We start from the raw sequence: 18,052 nt of genomic DNA, 5'->3' as shown, positions 1-18,052 counted from the left end.
CCCCACCGTGCTCTTCCTCTACACCGTGCTCGTGGTGTGCGAGGCCGTTCTGCTGATCGCCGGCATCGTCGAACAGCGGCGGCACCAGACCAACCTCGACGTGATCCCCACCCGGGTCCTGGTCAACGGCATCCGCGGCAAGTCCTCCATCACCCGGCTGTGCGCGGGCGCCCTGCGCGGCGGCGGGCTGACCACCGTGGCCAAGACCACCGGTACGGCGGCCCGCTTCATCCACCCGGACGCCACCGAGGAGCCCGTCTACCGCAAGTTCGGCATCGCCAACGTGGTCGAGCAGATCGGCATCGTGCGCCGCGCCGCCGCCTACAACCCGGACGCGCTCGTCATCGAGTGCATGGCGGTCATGCCGGCGCTCCAGGAGATCAACCAGTCCAAGCTGATCCGCTCCACCATCGGCGTGCTGTGCAACGTCCGTGAGGACCACCTCGCCGAGATGGGCCCCACGCTGGACGACGTGGCGCGCTCGCTGTGCCGGTCCATGCCGGAGAACGGCATCTGCGTCACCGCCGAGCAGGACCGCTTCGACATCCTCCAGGAGGAGGCGGACGCCCGGAACTGCCAGTTGATCTACGCCGACCCCAAGACGGTCAGCGACGAGGAGCTGCGCGGCTTCAGCTGGTTCACCTTCAAGGAGAACGTGGCCATCGCGCTCACCGTCGCCGAGCTGGTGGGCGTCGACCGCGCGACCGCCCTCCAGGGCATGTACGACGCCCCGCCGGACCCCGGCGTCCTCTCCGTCGAGCGCTACGCCACCGAGGACGGCAAGAAGCTGCGCTTCGCCAACGTCTTCGCGGCCAACGACCCCGAGTCGACGCTGATGAACATCAACCAGCTGCTCGACCTCGGTGCCATCCACCGCCCGCTCAACGTGGTCATCAACTGCCGCCCCGACCGGGTCGAGCGCAACGGCCAGATGGGCGAGATCATCCCCGACCTCGACCCCGAGCAGGTCTTCGTCATCGGCCACCCGGCCAAGTCCGCCATCGACGCCATCCCGGCCCAGTACCGGGACCGCGCGGTCGACCTCGGCGGCGACCGCCGGGATCCCGAGGAGTTCATGGCCGAGCTGCTCGGCCGCCTCGGCCCCGACTCCTCCCTGGTCGCCATCGGCAACATCCACGGCCAGGGCGAGATCCTCCTGGAGCACCTCGCCGAGCTGCCGCCCGACGAGAGCGCCGATGACACCCCGGCGGCACCGGCCGCGCCGGCGGGCGACGAGCGCCATGTCGAGCACGTGGACACGGTCCAGCTGTACGCGCCCCGCCTGGACCCCTACCAGGGTTACCCGGAGGCGTACGAGACCCGGTACGCGCCGGTGCACGTACCCGCTCAGCGCACCCCCGAGCGGCCGTACCCGCGGACGGCACCTGACCAGGGCTCCCGGGAGCCCTGGCCCGCCGTCGTACCGGCCCCCGACGCCCCGCGGCCCCCCGGTGCCCCGCAGCCCCGCGGCCTGTTCGAGCCGCGTGTCCCGCCCGCCCCGCCCGCCGACGACTCCCAGCAGTGGCAGAACCCAGGAGAGCAGCACCGTTGATCCCCTCCGTCCTCACCCCTGAGATCGCCGCCATCGGCATCGCGATCGGGCTGCTCTTCTCTCTGGTCTGCTACCTGACCACCAACCTCTCGCCCGGCGGCATGATCACCCCGGGCTGGCTGGCGCTGACCCTCGTCGAGGATCTCCAGCGCGCCGCGATGGTCGTCGGCGTCACGGTGCTCACCTACGTGGGCACGCTGCTGATGCAGAAGTACGTGATCCTCTACGGCAAGCGGCTCTTCGCCGCGGTCGTGCTGCTCGGCGTGACCCTCCAGGCGACCGTGATGATCATCCTGTCGATCGAGTTCCCGCTGATGTACGCGAACCAGACCCTCGGCTTCATCGTCCCCGGCCTGATCGCCTACCAGCTGGTCCGCCAGCCACGGGGGGCCACCCTGCTGTCCACCGGGTCGGTGACGCTGATGGCCTATGTCGTCCTCACCGCCGGAATCCTCCTCGGCGTCATGCCGTCCGCCTGACCCACCACCGGAGCCGATCCCATGCCACTGAAGAAGAAACGCCCCGTACTGCACGCCGTCACCGTGCTCGCGCTGCTCGGCGCCAGCGGCTATCTGACCGTGGAGCTCAGGAAGGACGAGCAGGACAAGACGCCCGCCACCCAGGCCGTCGTCGACGAGCCGAACCTGGAGAACGGCACCGGCCAGCAGAGCGGCAAGCAGACCTGGGAGCGGCTGAAGAACCCCGCCCGGACCATCCTGCGCGGCGGCAACGGCCAGATCCTCGCCACCTTCACCGACCACGCCCGCACCGCCACCCTGCGCGGCCCCTCCCGCACCTTCAGCGAGCCCGCCAGCACCAAGTCCAAGGTGATCACCGAGGACTGGGTGCGGCTGATGCCGGAGCCGTGGGCCGAGGGCGCGGAGAAGGAGCAGTGGTTCAAGGACTGGTTCAAGGAGAACTACGGCAGCAAGAAGGAGGACCTCTTCGCGATCGCCTTCCAGTACGTGACCGGTGCGCCGGTCAAGAAGGACGCCCAGGGCATCCCGTACGAGGGCGACGCGGTCTTCGGGCCGTTCAAACCGGACGGCGTGGACCGTCTTGAGCAGAACGACTTCTACGACTACCTGGGCATCTCCTACACCTTCCGCGACGGCACCACGTTGGCCGCGCGCAAGGAGCGCTACCGGGCGCTGGACTGCTCCGGCTTCATCCGCATGGTGATGGGCTACCGGGCCCGCTACCCCCTGATGGCGAGCAACACCCTCGGCGACGGCCTGCCGCGCACCGCCAACGGCATGGCCCGCTCCAAGGTCGGCGTCGATGTGATCAAGATCCAGGGCCCCGGCCCCTGGTACACCCGGCCCACCAACATCGATGTCCTCCAACCCGGTGACCTGCTGTTCTTCAAGATGGATCACCGCACCGGCGACCATATGGACCATGTCGCCCTCTACCTGGGGCTGGACACCGACGGCCACCGCGTGTTCGTCTCCAGCCGCAAGGAGCAGAACGGCCCCACCATCGGCGACAACGGCGGTGTCTCCCGCATCGACGGCAACGGCTTCTACGCCGGGCTCTTCCGCAGCGCCAAGCGCCTCTGAGGGCCCAGGAGGATAAAATCGGGCTGAATCAGGACAAAATGGTACGCGCGGCGCTAGACTTTAACGGCTCGTTTCCTTGTAGCGTTCGCGTTTGTGCGGGTAGGTTCTGCGGCATGACCGCATCCCAGACTCCGACCACTGCCGAGGAGCTGCGCGGTGCCGGCCTGCGGGTGACGGCCGCCCGTGTCGCCTTGCTGGAGACCGTCCGGGACGGTGATCACCTCGGGGTCGAGGCGATCGCCTCCGGGGTGCGCGACCGTGTCGGCCACATCTCCCTCCAGGCCGTGTACGAGGCCCTTCACGCGATGACCGCGGCGGGCCTCGTACGCCGCATCGAACCGGCCGGCAACCCGGCCCGGTTCGAAGGACGCGTCGGGGACAACCACCACCACGTCGTATGCCGGTCGTGTGGTGCCGTCGCCGATGTCGACTGCGCCGCCGGTGAGGCACCCTGCCTGACCGCGTCCGATGACCACGGCTTCGCCGTCGACGAGGCCGAGGTCATCTACTGGGGCCAGTGCCCCGACTGTTCCACCGCCACCAGTTCCTGAGCACCATGATCCGCCCTAGCGTGGAAGGATTTCCATGTCCGAGAACCATGAGGCAATCGTCGTAGACCCGAAGACAGAGGAAGCGGGAGGCTGCCCGGTCGCGCACGGGCGCGCTCCCCACCCCACGCAGGGCGGCGGCAACCGTCAGTGGTGGCCGGACCGGCTCAATCTGAAGATCCTCGCCAAGAACCCCCCGGCGGCGAACCCGCTGGGTGAGGAGTTCGACTACGCCGAGGCGTTCCAGGCCCTCGACCTCGCGGCGGTGAAGCGGGACATCGCCGAGGTGCTGACCACCTCGCAGGACTGGTGGCCCGCGGACTTCGGCAACTACGGCCCGCTGATGATCCGTATGGCCTGGCACAGCGCCGGCACCTACCGCATCAGCGACGGCCGCGGCGGCGCCGGTGCCGGTCAGCAGCGCTTCGCCCCGCTCAACAGCTGGCCGGACAACGCCAGCCTCGACAAGGCCCGCCGGCTGCTGTGGCCGGTCAAGAAGAAGTACGGCCAGTCCATCTCCTGGGCCGACCTCATGGTCCTCACCGGCAATGTCGCCCTGGAGACGATGGGCTTCGAAACCTTCGGCTTCGGCGGCGGCCGCGCCGACGTCTGGGAGGCCGAGGAGGACGTCTACTGGGGCCCGGAGACCACTTGGCTCGGCGATGAGCGCTACACCGGCGACCGTGAGCTGGAGAACCCGCTCGGCGCGGTCCAGATGGGTCTGATCTACGTCAACCCCGAGGGCCCCAACGGCAACCCGGACCCGATCGCCGCGGCCCGCGACATCCGTGAGACCTTCCGCCGGATGGCGATGAACGACGAGGAGACCGTCGCCCTCATCGCCGGTGGCCACACCTTCGGCAAGACCCACGGCGCGGGCCCCGCGGACGCCGTCGGCCCGGACCCGGAGGCCGCTCCGATGGAGCAACTGGGCCTCGGCTGGAAGAGCACCCACGGCACGGGCGCGGGCAAGGACGCCATCACCAGTGGCCTCGAGGTCACCTGGACCACCACCCCCACCCAGTGGAGCAACGGGTTCTTCAAGAACCTCTTCGAGTACGAGTACGAGCTCACCAAGAGCCCGGCCGGCGCCAACCAGTGGGTGGCCAAGGACGCCCCGGAGATCGTCCCGGACGCCTTCGACCCGAACAAGAAGCGGCGTCCGACGATGCTCACCACCGACCTGTCGCTGCGCTTCGACCCGATCTACGAGCCGATCGCCCGCCGGTTCTACGAGAACCCGCAGGAGTTCGCGGACGCCTTCGCCCGCGCCTGGTACAAGCTGACCCACCGCGACATGGGCCCGAAGTCGCTGTACCTCGGCCCGGAGGTCCCGGAGGAGACCCTGCTGTGGCAGGACCCGCTGCCCGAGGCCGAGGGTGAGCCCATCGACGCCGCCGACGTCACGGCGCTCAAGGCCAAGATCCTCGACTCCGGTCTGACCGTCTCGCAGCTGGTCGGCACCGCGTGGGCGTCCGCCGCCTCCTTCCGCGGCAGCGACAAGCGCGGTGGCGCCAACGGCGCCCGGATCCGCCTGGAGCCGCAGCGCGGCTGGGAGGTCAACAACCCGGACGAGCTCGCCCAGGTCCTGCACACCCTGGAGGCCATCCAGGGCGAGTTCAACTCCGGCGCCAAGAAGGTCTCCCTGGCCGACCTGATCGTCCTCGGTGGCTCCGCCGCCGTGGAGAAGGCCGCCAAGGACGCCGGTGTCGACGTCGAGGTGGCCTTCACCCCGGGCCGTGTCGACGCGGGCGACGAGCACACCGACGCCGAGTCGTTCGCCGCGCTGGAGCCGACGTACGACGGGTTCCGCAACTACGTCGGCAAGGGCAACCGCCTGCCCGCCGAGTACCTGCTGCTGGACCGGGCGAACCTGCTCACCCTGAGCGCCCCCGAGACGACCGTCCTGGTCGGCGGGTTGCGCGTGCTGGGCGCGAACCACAACGGGTCCAAGCACGGCGTCCTCACCGAGACCCCGGGCAAGCTCACCAACGACTTCTTCGTCAACCTGCTCGACCTGGGCACGACCTGGAAGTCCACGTCCGAGGACCAGACCACGTTCGAGGGCCGTGACGCCTCGGGCGCGGTCAAGTGGACCGGCACCCGTGCCGACCTCGTCTTCGGCTCCAACTCCGAGCTGCGCGCCCTCGCGGAGGTCTACGCGAGCGACGACGCCAAGGAGAAGTTCGTGCACGACTTCGTCGCGGCGTGGGTCAAGGTCATGAACCTGGACCGGTTCGACCTCGTCTGATCCGCTCCGAGCACACCGTCCAGGCCGGTCCGTACGGGCCGGCCTGGACGTCTTTCCGCCCGAAGGCCCGTCCCGGCAGGGCCGCTGGACACGCTTTGCCATCTCTTTGCAACGCGCCGCGCCGCTGCCTCGTCTCTCCGCTCGATCCGTAACCCAGCCCGCCGAACGGCCGGGCGGACCGACGAAAGAGAGCGACTCCATGCGCCGCACTGTCCTCAGCGCGATGACACTCGCGTGCACCGCCGTACTGGCGACCACCGTGCCCGCGTTCGCCGACGACGCGACCACCCCCGCCCCCCGCCGCACCGCCGCGGCCTCCGCCGGCCCGGTCCCGAGCGACGCGCCGGCCCGCACGCCCTCCCCCGTGACCCCGGCCCCGAGGGAGGAACCGGCCCAGAAGCGGGACCGCGGCCAGGTCGCCGTCGTGCCGAAGGGCGCGCCGAACACCGGAGTGACGGCCGAGTCCTCCGGGTCGTCCGGGAACGAGGGCGCGCTGATCGGCGGGGGCGCCGCCGCGGTGCTCGCCGCGGGCGGCGCGGCGGTCCTCGTCGTCCGGCGCCGGCGGGCGACCGGGGCATGACCCCGTTCTCCAGGCGCGCCTTCGCCACCGCGGCGATGGCCTCGCTGCTCGCGGGCTGCGGCGGCCACCCGGCCCGGCGGACCACGGCCGCACCGCACTCCGGGAGGAGGCCACCGCCGACCCCCGTGCAGGCGGCGCGGCCCCTTGGGCGTTCGGTCCCGGTCGGGCTGCGGATCCCGGCCATCGGCGTCGACACCCCGGTCATCCGGCTGGGGCTGGCGCCGGACGGGAGCGTGGCGGTCCCGCCGGTCACGGCCCACGACCGCGCGGGCTGGTACCGGCACTCGCCGACACCGGGGCAGCTCGGCCCGTCGGTCGTCCTCGGCCACGTCACGGTCGGCGCCTATGGCGACGGGGTCTTCCGTCACCTGGCGCGGCTGCGCCGCGGCGACCGGATCGAGGCACGCCTGGAGAACGGCACGGCGGCACGGTTCGCCGTCAGCGCCGTACGGACCGTCGCCAAGGCGGACTTCCCGGCGGACGAGGTCTACGGGAACGTGGACCGCCCGGAGTTGCGGCTGATCACCTGTGGCGGCCCGCGCTCCGGCGACGGCTACCTCGACAACGTGATCGTCTTCGCCACGCTGACGTCCGCTTCGCCACGCTGACGTCCGCAGGACCCTGACCCACCCCCGGATCCCGGGCCCAACGGAACCCACACCGCCGGCCCGGGGTCCTTCCCTGACGAAGTGCCCTCACGGCCGAGTGCCGTCACGACCATGGAGTGCGTTGAAACGGTCCCGTGACAGGGCGGCGTCCGAGCTGTTCGCCGCCCTCTACCCGCGCCTGGCCGGCTGGTGCCGCCGTCTCGTCGACGACGACGAGACGGCCCATGAGATCGCCTCCGAGGCGTTCACCCGGCTCTGGGCCCGCTGGACGTCCGTGGAGGAGCCCCGTGGCTTCCTCTACGTCACCGCGGCCAATCTCGTCCGGGACCACTGGCGCAAGGTGCAGCGCGAGCGCAGGGCCATGCGCCGTGCCACCACGGAAGCCGCCGTCCGCCCCCACACCGAACAGTCCGACCCCTCGGTGCGCCTGCTCGTGCAGTCGCTGCCGGAACGGCTGCGCGTCCCGATCCTGCTGCACTACTACGCTGACATGCCGATCCGGGAGGTGTCCGTACTGACCGGGCGCAAGGAAGGAACCGTCAAGGCCGACCTCCACGCGGCCCGGGAACTGCTCCGCGTCCACCTGAGGAGAAGCCTTGACCCCACGCTTTGAGGACGGCCCGGAGCACAACGGCCCGGAGCCGGAGCACATCGGCCCCGAACGGGAGCCCGACGACCCCCTCGCGGTGATCCTGCGGCCCCCCTCCGACTACCTCGGCCCGCCGCCCGGGCGGTACGAGGCCATCCGCCGTGCCGCGACCCGCCGCAAGCTGCTCCGCACCGCGGCCGGGGTCGGGGCGTCCTGCGCCGTGGCCGCTCTCCTCGCGCTGCCGCTCCGCGCGGCGGCGCCCGAGCCACCCGCGCGCCCGACGGTCCCGCTCGCCCCGCCCCCCGCGACCGGCCGTACGACGCCTCCGCTCCCGTCGGCTTCCGGCGGTCCCTCGGATTCACCCATCCCCTCGGCGCCGTCGGAGTCCGCCGGTCAGCGCCCCGGCCGCGGGCCCGGGAGCGAGACGTCCAGCCCCCGGGACGGCGCGAAGGTGCCCACCCGCGGCCGGTCGGCGGCGCCGAGTTCCTCGGCCCGGGTCGCGCCGTCGGAGGTCCTGAGGGACACCGAAAACACCCCCGGAACGGCCCGTCGGCCGTAGGCGGCCCCGGCCGCCCACGGCCCTGTCGCTTAAGCCTTCGAACCGATGCCGGTCAGCGACCGCACTTCCATCTCCGCCTGCTTCTTGGGGTCGGCGGGCTCCTTGCTGAAGACCGTGCCGAGGAAGCCGCAGAGGAAGGAGAGCGGAATGGACACCAGGCCGGGGTTGGTGAGCGGGAACCAGTGGAAGTCCACGCCCTTGACGATGGACGTGGAACTGCCCGAGATGGCCGGGGAGAAGATGATGAGCACCAGGCCGGACACCAGCCCGCCGTAGATGCTCCACAGCGTCCCGGTCGTGTTGAAACGCTTCCAGAACAGCGTGTAGAGGATCGTAGGCAGATTGGCGGACGCGGCGAGCGCCAGGGCCAGCGACACCAGGAACGCGACGTTCTGGCCGTTGGTGACGATGCCGCCGAGGATGGCCAGGAAGCCGATCACGAGCGCCGTCAGACGGGCGACCCGGATCTCGGACCGCGGATCGGCCTTTCCGCGCCGGATCACATTGGCGTACACGTCATGGGCGAACGAGGCCGAGGCGGCCAGGGTCAGCCCGGCCACCACCGCCAGGATCGTCGCGAAAGCCACCGCGGAGACGATGCCCAGGAGCATCGCACCGCCGATCTCGAAGGCGAGCAGGGGAGCGGCGGAGTTCTCGCCGCCGGGCGCCTTCACGATCTTGTCCGTACCGACCAGCGCGGTGGCGCCGTACCCGACGAGCAGGATCGACAGATAGAAGATGAACATCGACCAGGAGCACCACACCACCGAGCGCCGGGCCTCCTTGGCGTCCGGCACGGTGTAGAAGCGCATCAGCACGTGCGGCAGGCTGGAGATGCCGAGGACCAGCGCCAGGGAGAGCGAGACGAAGTCGAGCTGGTCCATCGCATTGCTGCCGTACCAGCCGCCCGGGTTGAGCAGGTCGCCGCCCAGCGGGCTGTTCTGGGACGCCTGGTCGAGGATCGCCGAGAGGCTGAACCCGAACTTGCCGAGCAGGAACACGCTCATGAAGGTCACGCAGATCAGCAGCAGGCCCGCCTTGATGATCTGCACCCAGGTCGTGCCCTTCATGCCGCCCACCAGGACGTAGAAGACCATCACGAGGCCGACGCCGGTGATGATGAGGGCCTGCCCGCCCTTGCTGTGCACATCGAGCAGCAGGGCGATCAGACCACCCGCGCCGGCCATCTGGGCGAGCATGTAGAAGAACGTGATCACCAGGGTGGCGTTGGCCGCCGCAGCGCGCACCGGGCGCTGCTTCATGCGGTAGGCCATCACATCGCCGACCGTGAACCGCCCGGTGTTGCGGAGCCGTTCACCGACGAGCAGCAGGGCGACCAGCCAGGCCACCAGCCACCCCACGGAGTAGAGGAACCCGTCGTAGCCGTGGACGGCGATCGCTCCCGAGATGCCGAGGAAGGAGGCGGCGGAGAGGAAGTCGCCGGAGAGGGCGATGCCGTTCTGGACGCCGCTGAAGGCGCTGCCCGCGGCGTAGTAGTCGGAGGTGGTCGAATTTCTGTTGGTGGCCTTGTAGACGACGAACAGCGTGATGACGACAAAAGCGAAGAAGACGCTCAGGTTGATCATCGGGCTGCCGGTCGTGCGGGCTGCGATCTGCACTGTCATTCCTTGCCGACTCCCGCCAGCTCGTGGATCGTGTCCACCTGGGGATCAAGTTTCTTGCGCGCGAAGCGCCGGTATGTCAGGACGATCACCATGGTCGTCACGAACTGAAGCAGACCGAAAACGGTGCCGGTGTTGACCGCGCCGAACAGCTTGCGGCTCATGAAGTCGTGGTCGTAGGCCGAGAAGAGAACGAAGGTCATGTACCAGCACAAGAAGAACGCGCTCATCGGGAAAATGAACCAGAGCAGTCTTTTGCGCAGGAGTTTGAACTCCGGGCTCTGCTGGATCGCCTCGAAGTCGGGCTCCCCGATGTCGTCACCGCGATCGGCGAACCCCGTTCCGGTGGCCCGCTCGGATGGCAAGGAAGCGGGCGATCGCACCGATTTATTCATGGTTTTCTCCGGGGTTTTTCTGACGAAAACGTCGGTTCGGGGGTGCCCGTGCTCGGGCGTCAGGGGAGGGCAACCGGCGGGCCCTTGACGCGGTAAGTGTAGTAAGGCGCCGGACGCAGTCAACGTGGCACCCTGCTCCTCGCCGGGGCAGGTAGGCACATGTCAGGGTGTGCATCCGGCTTCGGTGCGATCTCGAATATAGTGGGAGAGGTCGCTGAACCAATACTTTGTCCTACCTTCCCGTGTTGTCCATTTTGACTTGGTGTCAGGTTGACAACGGGTGTCCAGGGTTGCGCCTTGAGGACATTTCGGCACCCGGCGTTGTGTCCCAAGTGTCGCCACTGGTAGAACCTCACCTCGGGTAGAACGTCCCATCGTGCGCGAGCATGAGTGCGGTGAGCATGTCGTCTGGGCAGCGCGTCTGCCGTTGGCATATGACGGCAGCTCCCGGCTCGCCACTCCCTCCCCCGAGGTGTTTGGATGGGTCAAGGAATGCAGTCTGCGGGGGTGTTTCCAAGAAGCCGGAGGTAGGTTGATCTGTGGGTTTTCTCGACCGCTCTCGCATCGTCGCAGGCGCGGGCTGGAATCGTTGGCTGATTCCTCCGGCGGCACTAGCGATTCACTTCTCCATCGGCCAGGCGTACGCCTGGAGTGTCTTTAAGATTCCGTTGGAAGATTCCCTGGACATCTCGGGCACGGCTAGTGCCCTTCCGTTCCAGATCGGCATTCTGGTACTCGGTCTCTCCGCCGCGTTCGGGGGAACGCTGGTGGAGCGAAAAGGGCCGCGCTGGGCCATGTTCGTGGCGCTCGTGGCCTTCTCGACCGGCTTCCTGGTCGCCGCACTCGGCGTCGCCACCCGCAATTACTGGCTGGTCGTTCTCGGCTACGGCGGCATCGGCGGAGTCGGCCTCGGCATCGGGTATATCGCACCGGTGTCCACCTTGATGAAGTGGTTCCCGGACCGGCCGGGCATGGCCACCGGTACGGCAATCATGGGTTTCGGCGGTGGCGCGCTGATCGCCTCTCCCTGGTCGACGGAGATGCTCAAGGCGTTCGGCAGTGACACCAGCGGCATCGCCAAGACGTTCCTGGTGCACGGCCTGGCCTACGCCGTGTTCATGTCGCTGGGCGTGGTGCTGGTGAGGGTGCCGCCGGAGGGCTGGCGGCCGGCCGGCTGGACGCCCCGCGTCGACGCGGGCAAGCGGCTCGTCACCACCGCGAACGTATCGGCCAGGAACGCGGTGCGGACGCCGCAGTTCTGGCTGCTCTGGGTCGTGCTGTGCATGAACGTTACTGCTGGTATCGGGATCCTGGAGAAGGCCGCCCCGATGATCCAGGACTTCTTCCACGACACCGCGAGCCCGGTGAGCGCGAGCGCCGCCACCGGGTTTGTCGCGCTGCTGTCCCTGGCCAACATGGCCGGTCGCTTCGTGTGGTCCTCGGTCTCCGACGTGGTGGGCCGGAAGAACATCTACCGGCTGTACCTGGGCGCCGGAGCACTGCTCTACCTCACCATCATGCTCGAGAAGGACAGCAGCACCGCGCTGTTCGTCGCCTCGACGATGGTGATCCTGTCGTTCTACGGCGGTGGCTTCGCCACCGTTCCGGCCTATCTCAAGGACCTGTTCGGCACCTACCAGGTCGGCGCGATCCACGGCCGGCTGCTGACCGCGTGGTCGGTCGCCGGAGTCGCCGGACCGCTCATCGTCGATTCCATCGCGGATTCCGCGCATGAGGACGGGCGTTCCGGCCCGGCTCTCTACACCTTCTCGTTCTCGCTGATGGTGGGTCTGCTCGTCATCGGCTTCATCGCGAACGAGCTGGTACGTCCGGTGAATCCGAAGTTCCATGAGCCGGAGCCGGCGGCCCCGGAGGAGTCGGTACCCCCGGAGGAAACCCCCGATCCCATTTCGGCAGAGAGGCGGTAGACCGGTGACTGACGCAGACGGCCCTTCGTCGAACGCGACCAAGGCGGGTTCCCCCGTGGTGATGGTCGTGGCATGGCTGTGGGTGGCGGTGCCGTTTCTGTACGGCCTCTATCAACTGGCGGAGAAAAGTAGCAAGTTGTTCGAGTAAAGGCAGGCGCGTCGGCTCATCGCCGAAGCGATGGGGCGGCGCGCCGCCGGGCGTTCGACTTTCCCCATCCGGGGAAATCCCAGGAGAAACGGCATCGTGATACATCCCTGTGGGCAAGCCGGTCCGAGCGCGGAGCGCGCCTCATGACCCCGGGCAGGCATGCGGCCGCGCGCGACCGCTCGGCGTCGTGGTGGGCCGGCGTCGTGGAGTGGCGCAACTGGCGGCTGCCGGTGAAGCTGGGCGCCGTTCTGGTGGTGCCCGCTCTGCTCGCCGTGGCCTTGGGCGTCGTGCAGATCCAGCGCGACGTCGAGCGCGCCAACACGTACGCGGACGTGCAGCGGCTGGTCAAGCTGCGCGCCGGGCTGAGGCCGTTGATCGGCGATCTGCAGATGGAGCGCACCCTGTCGGCCGAGCGGCTGAGCGGCGGTGGATCCGCCGATCCGGCCATGCTCCGGCAGCAGACCCGGCGCGTGGACCGCGCTCAGGCCGCCGTCATCCGCACCACGCAGCGCACCCACGGGCTGAAGGGGGTCTCGGCCAACCGCTACCGCGACGCCTCCAAGCTCCTGGAGGGACTGCCCGATCTGCGCAAGCGGGTGACGTCCAAGGACCTGGGCTCATGGACCGCGGTGACCGAGTACAGCAAGGTCATCAACAGCCTGCTCGACCTGGACCAGGCGCTGGGCAGCGGATTCGGTGACGCTCAGCTGTCCGGACCGGCCAGCGCGCTGTACGACCTGGAGATGGTCCAGGAGCAGGTCCACCTCCAGCATGTGATCGTCATGGCGGCGCCCGAGCCCGGCAGGCTGGAGGACCCCAAACTCATCAGGGCGCTCCAGGAGTCCGACATCCGCATGCGGGACAAGCTGAGCGACTTCCGCGCCGTGGCCACCGCGGCGGACCAGCGCGCCTACGACCGCACGGTCACCGGCCCGGAGGTCGAACGGCGCACCAAGCTGCTGGACGCCGTGCTGTCCCAGGCGGGCTCGCTGCACGCCGGGCAGAACTCCGCCGACGCCCCGCCGTTCTCCGACCACACCTGGCACCGCAGTTCGGAGGCGCAGGGAAGCCTCATCAACACGGTGGAGAAGCGACTGGCCGAACGGCTCCGCGCGACCTCCGCCAAGCTCCAGGACGAGACCAGCGACCGGGCCGGTGCGGAGTCGGTGCTGCTCTTCGCCGTGCTCCTGCTCGCCTTCGCCATCGGCATCGCCATCGCCCGCCATCTGCTGCGGTCGCTGACCGTGCTGCGCTCCACCGCGCTCGACGTGGCCGAGCACCGGCTCCCGGAGGCGGTGTCCAGCATCCGTGAGGGCGAGGCGTCCAGCACCTCGATCAGCGCCGTACCGGTCCACACCACCGAGGAGTTCGGGCAGCTCGCGAGGGCGTTCGACGCGGTGCACGGTCAGGCCGTGCGGCTGGCCGCCGAACAGGCCGCGCTCCGCGGCGACCTGCGCGACACCCTGGTCAACCTCTCCCGGCGCAGCCAGAGCCTGGTGGACCGGCTGCTGCGCCTGATGGAGCAGCTCGAATCGCACGAAGAGGACCCGGACCAGCTGGCCAGCCTCTTCAAGCTGGACCACCTGGCGACCCGAATGCGCCGCAACAACGAGAACCTGATGGTCCTGTGCGGCAGCACCCCCGTCCGCCCCTCCGAGCAGCGGGTGCAGCTGGACAGTGTGCTGCGCGCCGCGGTCTCCGAGATCGAGCACTACCGCCGGGTGGTGGTGGAGCCCGTTCCCACCGCCGAGGTGATCGGGTACGCTGCCGGTGACCTGGCGCGAATGATCGCTGAGCTGCTGGACAACGCCACCGCGTTCTCCCCGCCGGAGACCCAGGTGACCGTCAGCAATACACTTCAGCTGGACGGTTCCGCACTGATCGAGGTCCGCGACGAGGGATTTGGGATGAGCGGTGCCGAATTGGCCAAGGCTCATCGGCGCGTAGCGGGGGACGCATCCGTGGAGGTACCTACGTCCCGGCAGATGGGCCTGACCGTCGTCGGTCGGCTGGCCCGTCGCCACGGCGTCACCGTGGAGCTGATCTCGGAGCGGGACACCGGTGGCGGGCTGCGCGCGGGTGTGCTCGTACCGGCCAGGCTGATGCTCGGTGACAAGCCCGCTATCGCGGGCCGGGAGAGCTCGCTGCCCGTCCGGAAGACCTCCGCCAGGACGTCCGAGCCGGCGCGGCCGCACCGTGAGCTCGGCGGCGCCCCGGCGGCGCCCCTGCCGCGCCGCGTGCCCGACGCCCCCCGCTCGCTGCGCACCGGTGATGCCCCGGCCGCGTCCGAGCACACGGGCCGCTCCCTGCCGACCCGCCCCGGCTCCTCGCGGGTGTTCACGGATCCCCAGCAGACCGGCGGACTGCCGCGCCGGAACCCCGTAAAGCCAGGCCACCCGGCCACGCCAGGTCACCCCACCAAGCCGGGCCGTCCCACCCCGGTCGGCGAGGGCGCCCCGGTCGACGACGGCGCACCGGAGAAGAGCGGCGCCCTGCCCGGCGACGGCGGAACGCCCGCGGACCGCCGTACCGCACAGCCGCCGGGGCAGCCCATGGTGCCCCCGCAGCGTTCGCGTCCGACCGTCCCGGATGACGCCCCCTCGCCATGGTTCGCGTCGCCCGAGACGGCACCGGAGGGCTCCCACGACGAGGAGCCGCCCGACGAGAGCCGGCCGGACCCCGCGGACGAGCCCGGCCAGATCGTCCACGAGCGGCCCGGCGCCGCGGAGGCGGGCGGCGTCACCCAGGCCGGGCTGCCCCGGCGGGTGCCGCGCCAGGGCCAGGCGGCGGACCGGGAGAAGCCGCGCGCCACCGGAGAGCGGTCCGCGCCGCGCGCCACCGCGGACGAGGCCGCCGCGCGGCGGAACGCCGGCCGCACCCATTCGTTCCTCAGCAATTACCAGTCGGGCATCCGGCGGGCTCAGCCCGACGGACGCGACGAGACATAAGGTCTCAGCGAAGATGGACAGGAAGAACCCATGACCTCACCCCAGCTGCGGGAGGTGAGCCAGTTCGGATGGCTGGTCACCAACTTCACCGAGCGTGTGCCCAATGTGGCATGCGCCGTGGTGGTCTCGGCCGACGGGCTGTTGCTCACCGCGTCGGAAGGGCTGGCGGCCGATCGGGCCGAGCAGGTCGCCACCATTGCCGCCGGGGCCATCAGCCTGATCCAGGGCGCTGCCGAGTGCATGGACACCGGTGATGTGCGGTCCTCCGTCATTCAGATGGAGCTCGGGAACATGCTCCTGATGTCGATCAAGGACGGCTCGTGCCTCGTGGTGCTGGCGGCGCCGGACTGCGAAATCGGTCAGGTGGCGTACGAGATGACGGTACTGGTCGATCAGGTCGGCGAGATGCTGACTCCGGAACTCCGCGCCGAGCTCCAGGAATTGCACCTTCGGGGCATAAAGCGGACAGCAGCCCAATAGGCCGGACGGGGAGAAGATGAGCACCGGTGAAGGCCCTTCTGGGCGGGGACCTGGGAGAGAACAGGGGGCGGAGGACGAACAGACCTTCGCCGACGTGCTCAATGCCTTCAGCTTCGGCAAAGGGCGACGCGGGCGGAAGCCACCCCGGTCCGACGGGGCGCCGGAGGGCGCCCGGTCCGGCCGCCGGGGCGGGCATGCCCGGCCCGAGGAGCCCGGGGGAACCTCCCCTCGGGGGTCGTCGGAGCCGGAGCGGTCGGGCGTCTGGGACGCGGAGCACGACGGGAGCCAGGGCCCGGCCTCGCTGGTCCGCGCCTACTCGTGGACGGGCGGCCGGACCAGGTCCGACCATCACTTCGAGGTCGAGACCCTGGTGACCACCACCGAGCTGGGCCACCGCTCGATGGACACCCTCCAGGCGGACCACCGCCCGGTGATCGCGCTGTGCCAGGAGCCGCGGTCGGTGGCCGAGGTGGCGGCCATGCTCTCGGTGCCACTGGGGGTGGCCAAGGTCCTGCTCGGCGACATGGCCGAGCACGGCCTGATCACCGTCCACCGGACGGCTTCCACGGAGGGCGACGTACCGGACGTCTCCCTGATGGAGCGCGTGCTGGTGGGGCTTCGGCGGATCTAGCGAGCTCGCCGCGCGGGAACCGACAGGTCCCCGCGCGGCGATATGCCCGTTTCCGGGTGCGATGCCCGCCCAAGAACGTCCACTCGCTGATTGCTTGTGCGCGTTCAAAGCCAACACTGAACAGTTTCACGCTCTTGACGTGATTCGGTCTGATCGGTTTACTCCCTGGCACGCCGATGTCGAATCCTCGGCGGCAGAGGTACGCCCAGCCGGTATGCGGCTCCGCCGTGAGTCCGGCCCGAGTCGCCAGGTCGCTGTCCGTGACCGAGGCGGGGCCGTGCCCTCGGATCATGGAGCTCTCAGCGATGAGCCTGAACCGTTCGCGTATCCCTCCTCCTGTGCGCGGCGGTCCGTCCCGGCGTGGCCTGCTGCGCGGCGGCGGGGCGATGGCGCTCACCGGCGCCATGGGCGCCACCGTGGCGGGATGCGGGACGGGCCTGGGGGTGGATTCCCACGGAACCGTGCACATCGAGGTGTGGCACGGGCAGACCAGTACCGCCCTGCGAGCGGTCAAGCGGCTCGTGGCCGACTTCCACCGTAGCCACCCGAAGATACGGATTGACCTGAGCGGCGGCGTGCTGGCGGACGACATGCTCCAGAAGGTGATGGCCGGTCTCGTCGCCGGATCGCCGCCCGATGTCGCCTACATCTTCGGCTCCGACCTGGCCAGCGTCGCCAGAAGCCCCCAGCTGGCGGATCTGACGACGGTCGTGGAATCGGGGCAGGTGCCGTGGAAGCAGTACTGGCCCGCCGCCCGGGAGGGCGTCACGGTCGACGGTGTGGTCCGTGCGGTGCCCGCGGTGCTGGACTCGCTCGCCGTGGTGTGCAACAAGGCCCTCTTCCGTCGGGCCGGGGTGGAGCTGCCCGGCCCCGGCTGGACGTGGCCGGAGTTCCTCGAGACGGCCAGGAAGCTGACCGACCGCGGCAGGGGCACGTTCGGCACCGGCTGGCCCGCCGCGGGCGACGAGGACACGGTGTGGCGGATGTGGCCCATGATCTGGGATCTGGGTGGCGAGGTCATCGCCGAGGGCAAGCGGGAGATCGGGTTCGCTGGTGAACCCGGGGTCCGGTCCCTCGAGGTGCTCGCGGCACTCGCCAAGGACAGGAGTGTCTACGTCGATCCCAAACCCGGTGGTGAGCAGATGTACCAGGCGTTCGCCGCCGGCCGGCTGGGCATGGTCGCCACCGGCCCCTGGCAGCTGCCCGACATCCGCCAGGCGAAGATCGACTATCAGGTCGTACCGCTGCCCAGTTTCCACGGCAGGTCGGTCACCATCTCCGGCCCCGACACCTGGAGCGTGTTCGACAACGGCTCCGCGCGGCTGACGGCCGCCCGTACGTTCGTCGGCTGGCTCATGGAGCCCGAGCAGGGGTATCTGTGGGACACCCAGGTCGGCAGCCTGCCGCAGAGCCGGCCGGCCGAGCGCCGTCCGCAGTGGCGGGCGTACGCGGCCGAGGTGCCCGGTCTGCCGGTGTTCACCGAGGTGCTGGAGACCGCCCGGGTACGGCCCGTCGACCGGGCCTACCCCAAGATCTCCATGCCGTTCGGCGAGGCCATCACCGCCGTCCTGCTCGGCAGGAGCACACCGGAGAAGGCCCTGCGGCGGTGCGCCGACGAGGCCGACGCGGCCATCGCGAAGGTGCGTTGAGG

Annotated in this window: 17 protein-coding genes; 15 read left to right on the top strand and 2 right to left on the bottom strand. The window is 69.8% G+C overall.

The genetic code is table 11. The features are described from left to right. Positions 1-7 precede the first annotated feature (7 nt). The 9 genes from pgsB (at position 8) to KHP12_RS11730 (ending at position 8,249) form a co-directional block, all read left to right on the top strand. Positions 8-1,552, top strand: a complete 1,545-nt coding sequence (gene pgsB / locus KHP12_RS11770) for a poly-gamma-glutamate synthase PgsB (RefSeq protein WP_210610265.1) — start codon at positions 8-10, stop codon at positions 1,550-1,552. Continuing rightward, entirely contained in the window at positions 1,549-2,031 is a 483-nt protein-coding gene (locus tag KHP12_RS11765; RefSeq protein WP_020866790.1) for a poly-gamma-glutamate biosynthesis protein PgsC/CapC, read from the top strand. Before pgsB ends, KHP12_RS11765 begins: the two co-directional genes overlap by 4 nt. A 21-nt stretch (positions 2,032-2,052) precedes the next feature. Then, on the top strand, positions 2,053-3,114 hold the full coding sequence (locus tag KHP12_RS11760; RefSeq protein WP_037953632.1) for an NlpC/P60 family protein: 1,062 nt from the start codon (positions 2,053-2,055) through the stop codon (positions 3,112-3,114). Positions 3,115-3,227: 113 nt separating this feature from the next. Beyond that, positions 3,228-3,665 (top strand): Fur family transcriptional regulator, encoded by a 438-nt coding sequence (locus tag KHP12_RS11755; RefSeq protein ID WP_086882959.1) that lies wholly within the window; start codon positions 3,228-3,230, stop codon positions 3,663-3,665. 34 nt (positions 3,666-3,699) lie between these two features. Next, entirely contained in the window at positions 3,700-5,913 is a 2,214-nt protein-coding gene (gene katG / locus KHP12_RS11750; protein WP_086882958.1) for a catalase/peroxidase HPI, read from the top strand. 199 nt (positions 5,914-6,112) lie between these two features. Next, positions 6,113-6,493 carry a Tat pathway signal sequence domain protein gene (locus KHP12_RS11745; RefSeq protein ID WP_210610267.1) on the top strand — a complete coding sequence of 127 codons (381 nt, stop codon included), beginning with the start codon at positions 6,113-6,115 and terminating at the stop codon, positions 6,491-6,493. Further along, positions 6,490-7,101 carry a class F sortase gene (locus tag KHP12_RS11740; protein ID WP_086882956.1) on the top strand — a complete coding sequence of 204 codons (612 nt, stop codon included), beginning with the start codon at positions 6,490-6,492 and terminating at the stop codon, positions 7,099-7,101. The genes KHP12_RS11745 and KHP12_RS11740 overlap by 4 nt, the downstream gene beginning before the upstream one ends. A gap of 121 nt (positions 7,102-7,222) precedes the next feature. After that, entirely contained in the window at positions 7,223-7,714 is a 492-nt protein-coding gene (locus KHP12_RS11735) for an RNA polymerase sigma factor (RefSeq protein WP_086882955.1), read from the top strand. Further along, positions 7,698-8,249: a hypothetical protein gene (locus KHP12_RS11730; RefSeq protein WP_244202957.1), complete on the top strand. Its 552-nt coding sequence runs from the start codon at positions 7,698-7,700 to the stop codon at positions 8,247-8,249. The genes KHP12_RS11735 and KHP12_RS11730 overlap by 17 nt, the downstream gene beginning before the upstream one ends. A 29-nt stretch (positions 8,250-8,278) precedes the next feature. Here KHP12_RS11730 and KHP12_RS11725 read toward each other — a convergent pair whose 3' ends face one another. Both KHP12_RS11725 and KHP12_RS11720 read right to left on the bottom strand, forming a co-directional pair. Next, positions 8,279-9,874 (bottom strand): monocarboxylic acid transporter, encoded by a 1,596-nt coding sequence (locus KHP12_RS11725; protein ID WP_086882954.1) that lies wholly within the window; start codon positions 9,872-9,874, stop codon positions 8,279-8,281. Next, positions 9,871-10,266, bottom strand: coding sequence for a DUF485 domain-containing protein (locus tag KHP12_RS11720; RefSeq protein WP_037953644.1), 396 nt, complete (start codon positions 10,264-10,266; stop codon positions 9,871-9,873). Before KHP12_RS11720 ends, KHP12_RS11725 begins: the two co-directional genes overlap by 4 nt. A gap of 539 nt (positions 10,267-10,805) precedes the next feature. Between KHP12_RS11720 and KHP12_RS11715 the strand changes: the two genes are divergently transcribed. The 6 genes from KHP12_RS11715 (at position 10,806) to KHP12_RS11690 (ending at position 18,050) form a co-directional block, all read left to right on the top strand. Then, positions 10,806-12,194 (top strand): L-lactate MFS transporter, encoded by a 1,389-nt coding sequence (locus KHP12_RS11715; RefSeq protein ID WP_086882953.1) that lies wholly within the window; start codon positions 10,806-10,808, stop codon positions 12,192-12,194. Between the two features lie 4 nt (positions 12,195-12,198). Then, positions 12,199-12,342, top strand: a complete 144-nt coding sequence (locus tag KHP12_RS11710; RefSeq protein ID WP_167442578.1) for an MFS transporter small subunit — start codon at positions 12,199-12,201, stop codon at positions 12,340-12,342. 143 nt (positions 12,343-12,485) lie between these two features. After that, positions 12,486-15,290 carry a sensor histidine kinase gene (locus tag KHP12_RS11705; protein ID WP_211832921.1) on the top strand — a complete coding sequence of 935 codons (2,805 nt, stop codon included), beginning with the start codon at positions 12,486-12,488 and terminating at the stop codon, positions 15,288-15,290. Between the two features lie 30 nt (positions 15,291-15,320). Continuing rightward, positions 15,321-15,770, top strand: coding sequence for a roadblock/LC7 domain-containing protein (locus KHP12_RS11700; RefSeq protein WP_037953651.1), 450 nt, complete (start codon positions 15,321-15,323; stop codon positions 15,768-15,770). Positions 15,771-15,786: 16 nt separating this feature from the next. Next, a complete protein-coding gene (locus KHP12_RS11695) occupies positions 15,787-16,401 on the top strand; it encodes a DUF742 domain-containing protein (protein ID WP_086882951.1) in 615 nt (204 codons plus the stop codon). A 305-nt stretch (positions 16,402-16,706) separates the two neighbouring features. Further along, a complete protein-coding gene (locus KHP12_RS11690; RefSeq protein ID WP_086882950.1) occupies positions 16,707-18,050 on the top strand; it encodes an ABC transporter substrate-binding protein in 1,344 nt (447 codons plus the stop codon). The last annotated feature ends 2 nt before the right edge of the window (positions 18,051-18,052 follow it).

The sequence above is a fragment of the Streptomyces asiaticus genome (assembly GCF_018138715.1).
Classification (GTDB): domain Bacteria; phylum Actinomycetota; class Actinomycetes; order Streptomycetales; family Streptomycetaceae; genus Streptomyces; species Streptomyces asiaticus.
Note: the sequence above shows the minus strand (reverse complement) of the source record. Positions and strands in the feature narration are given on the sequence as shown.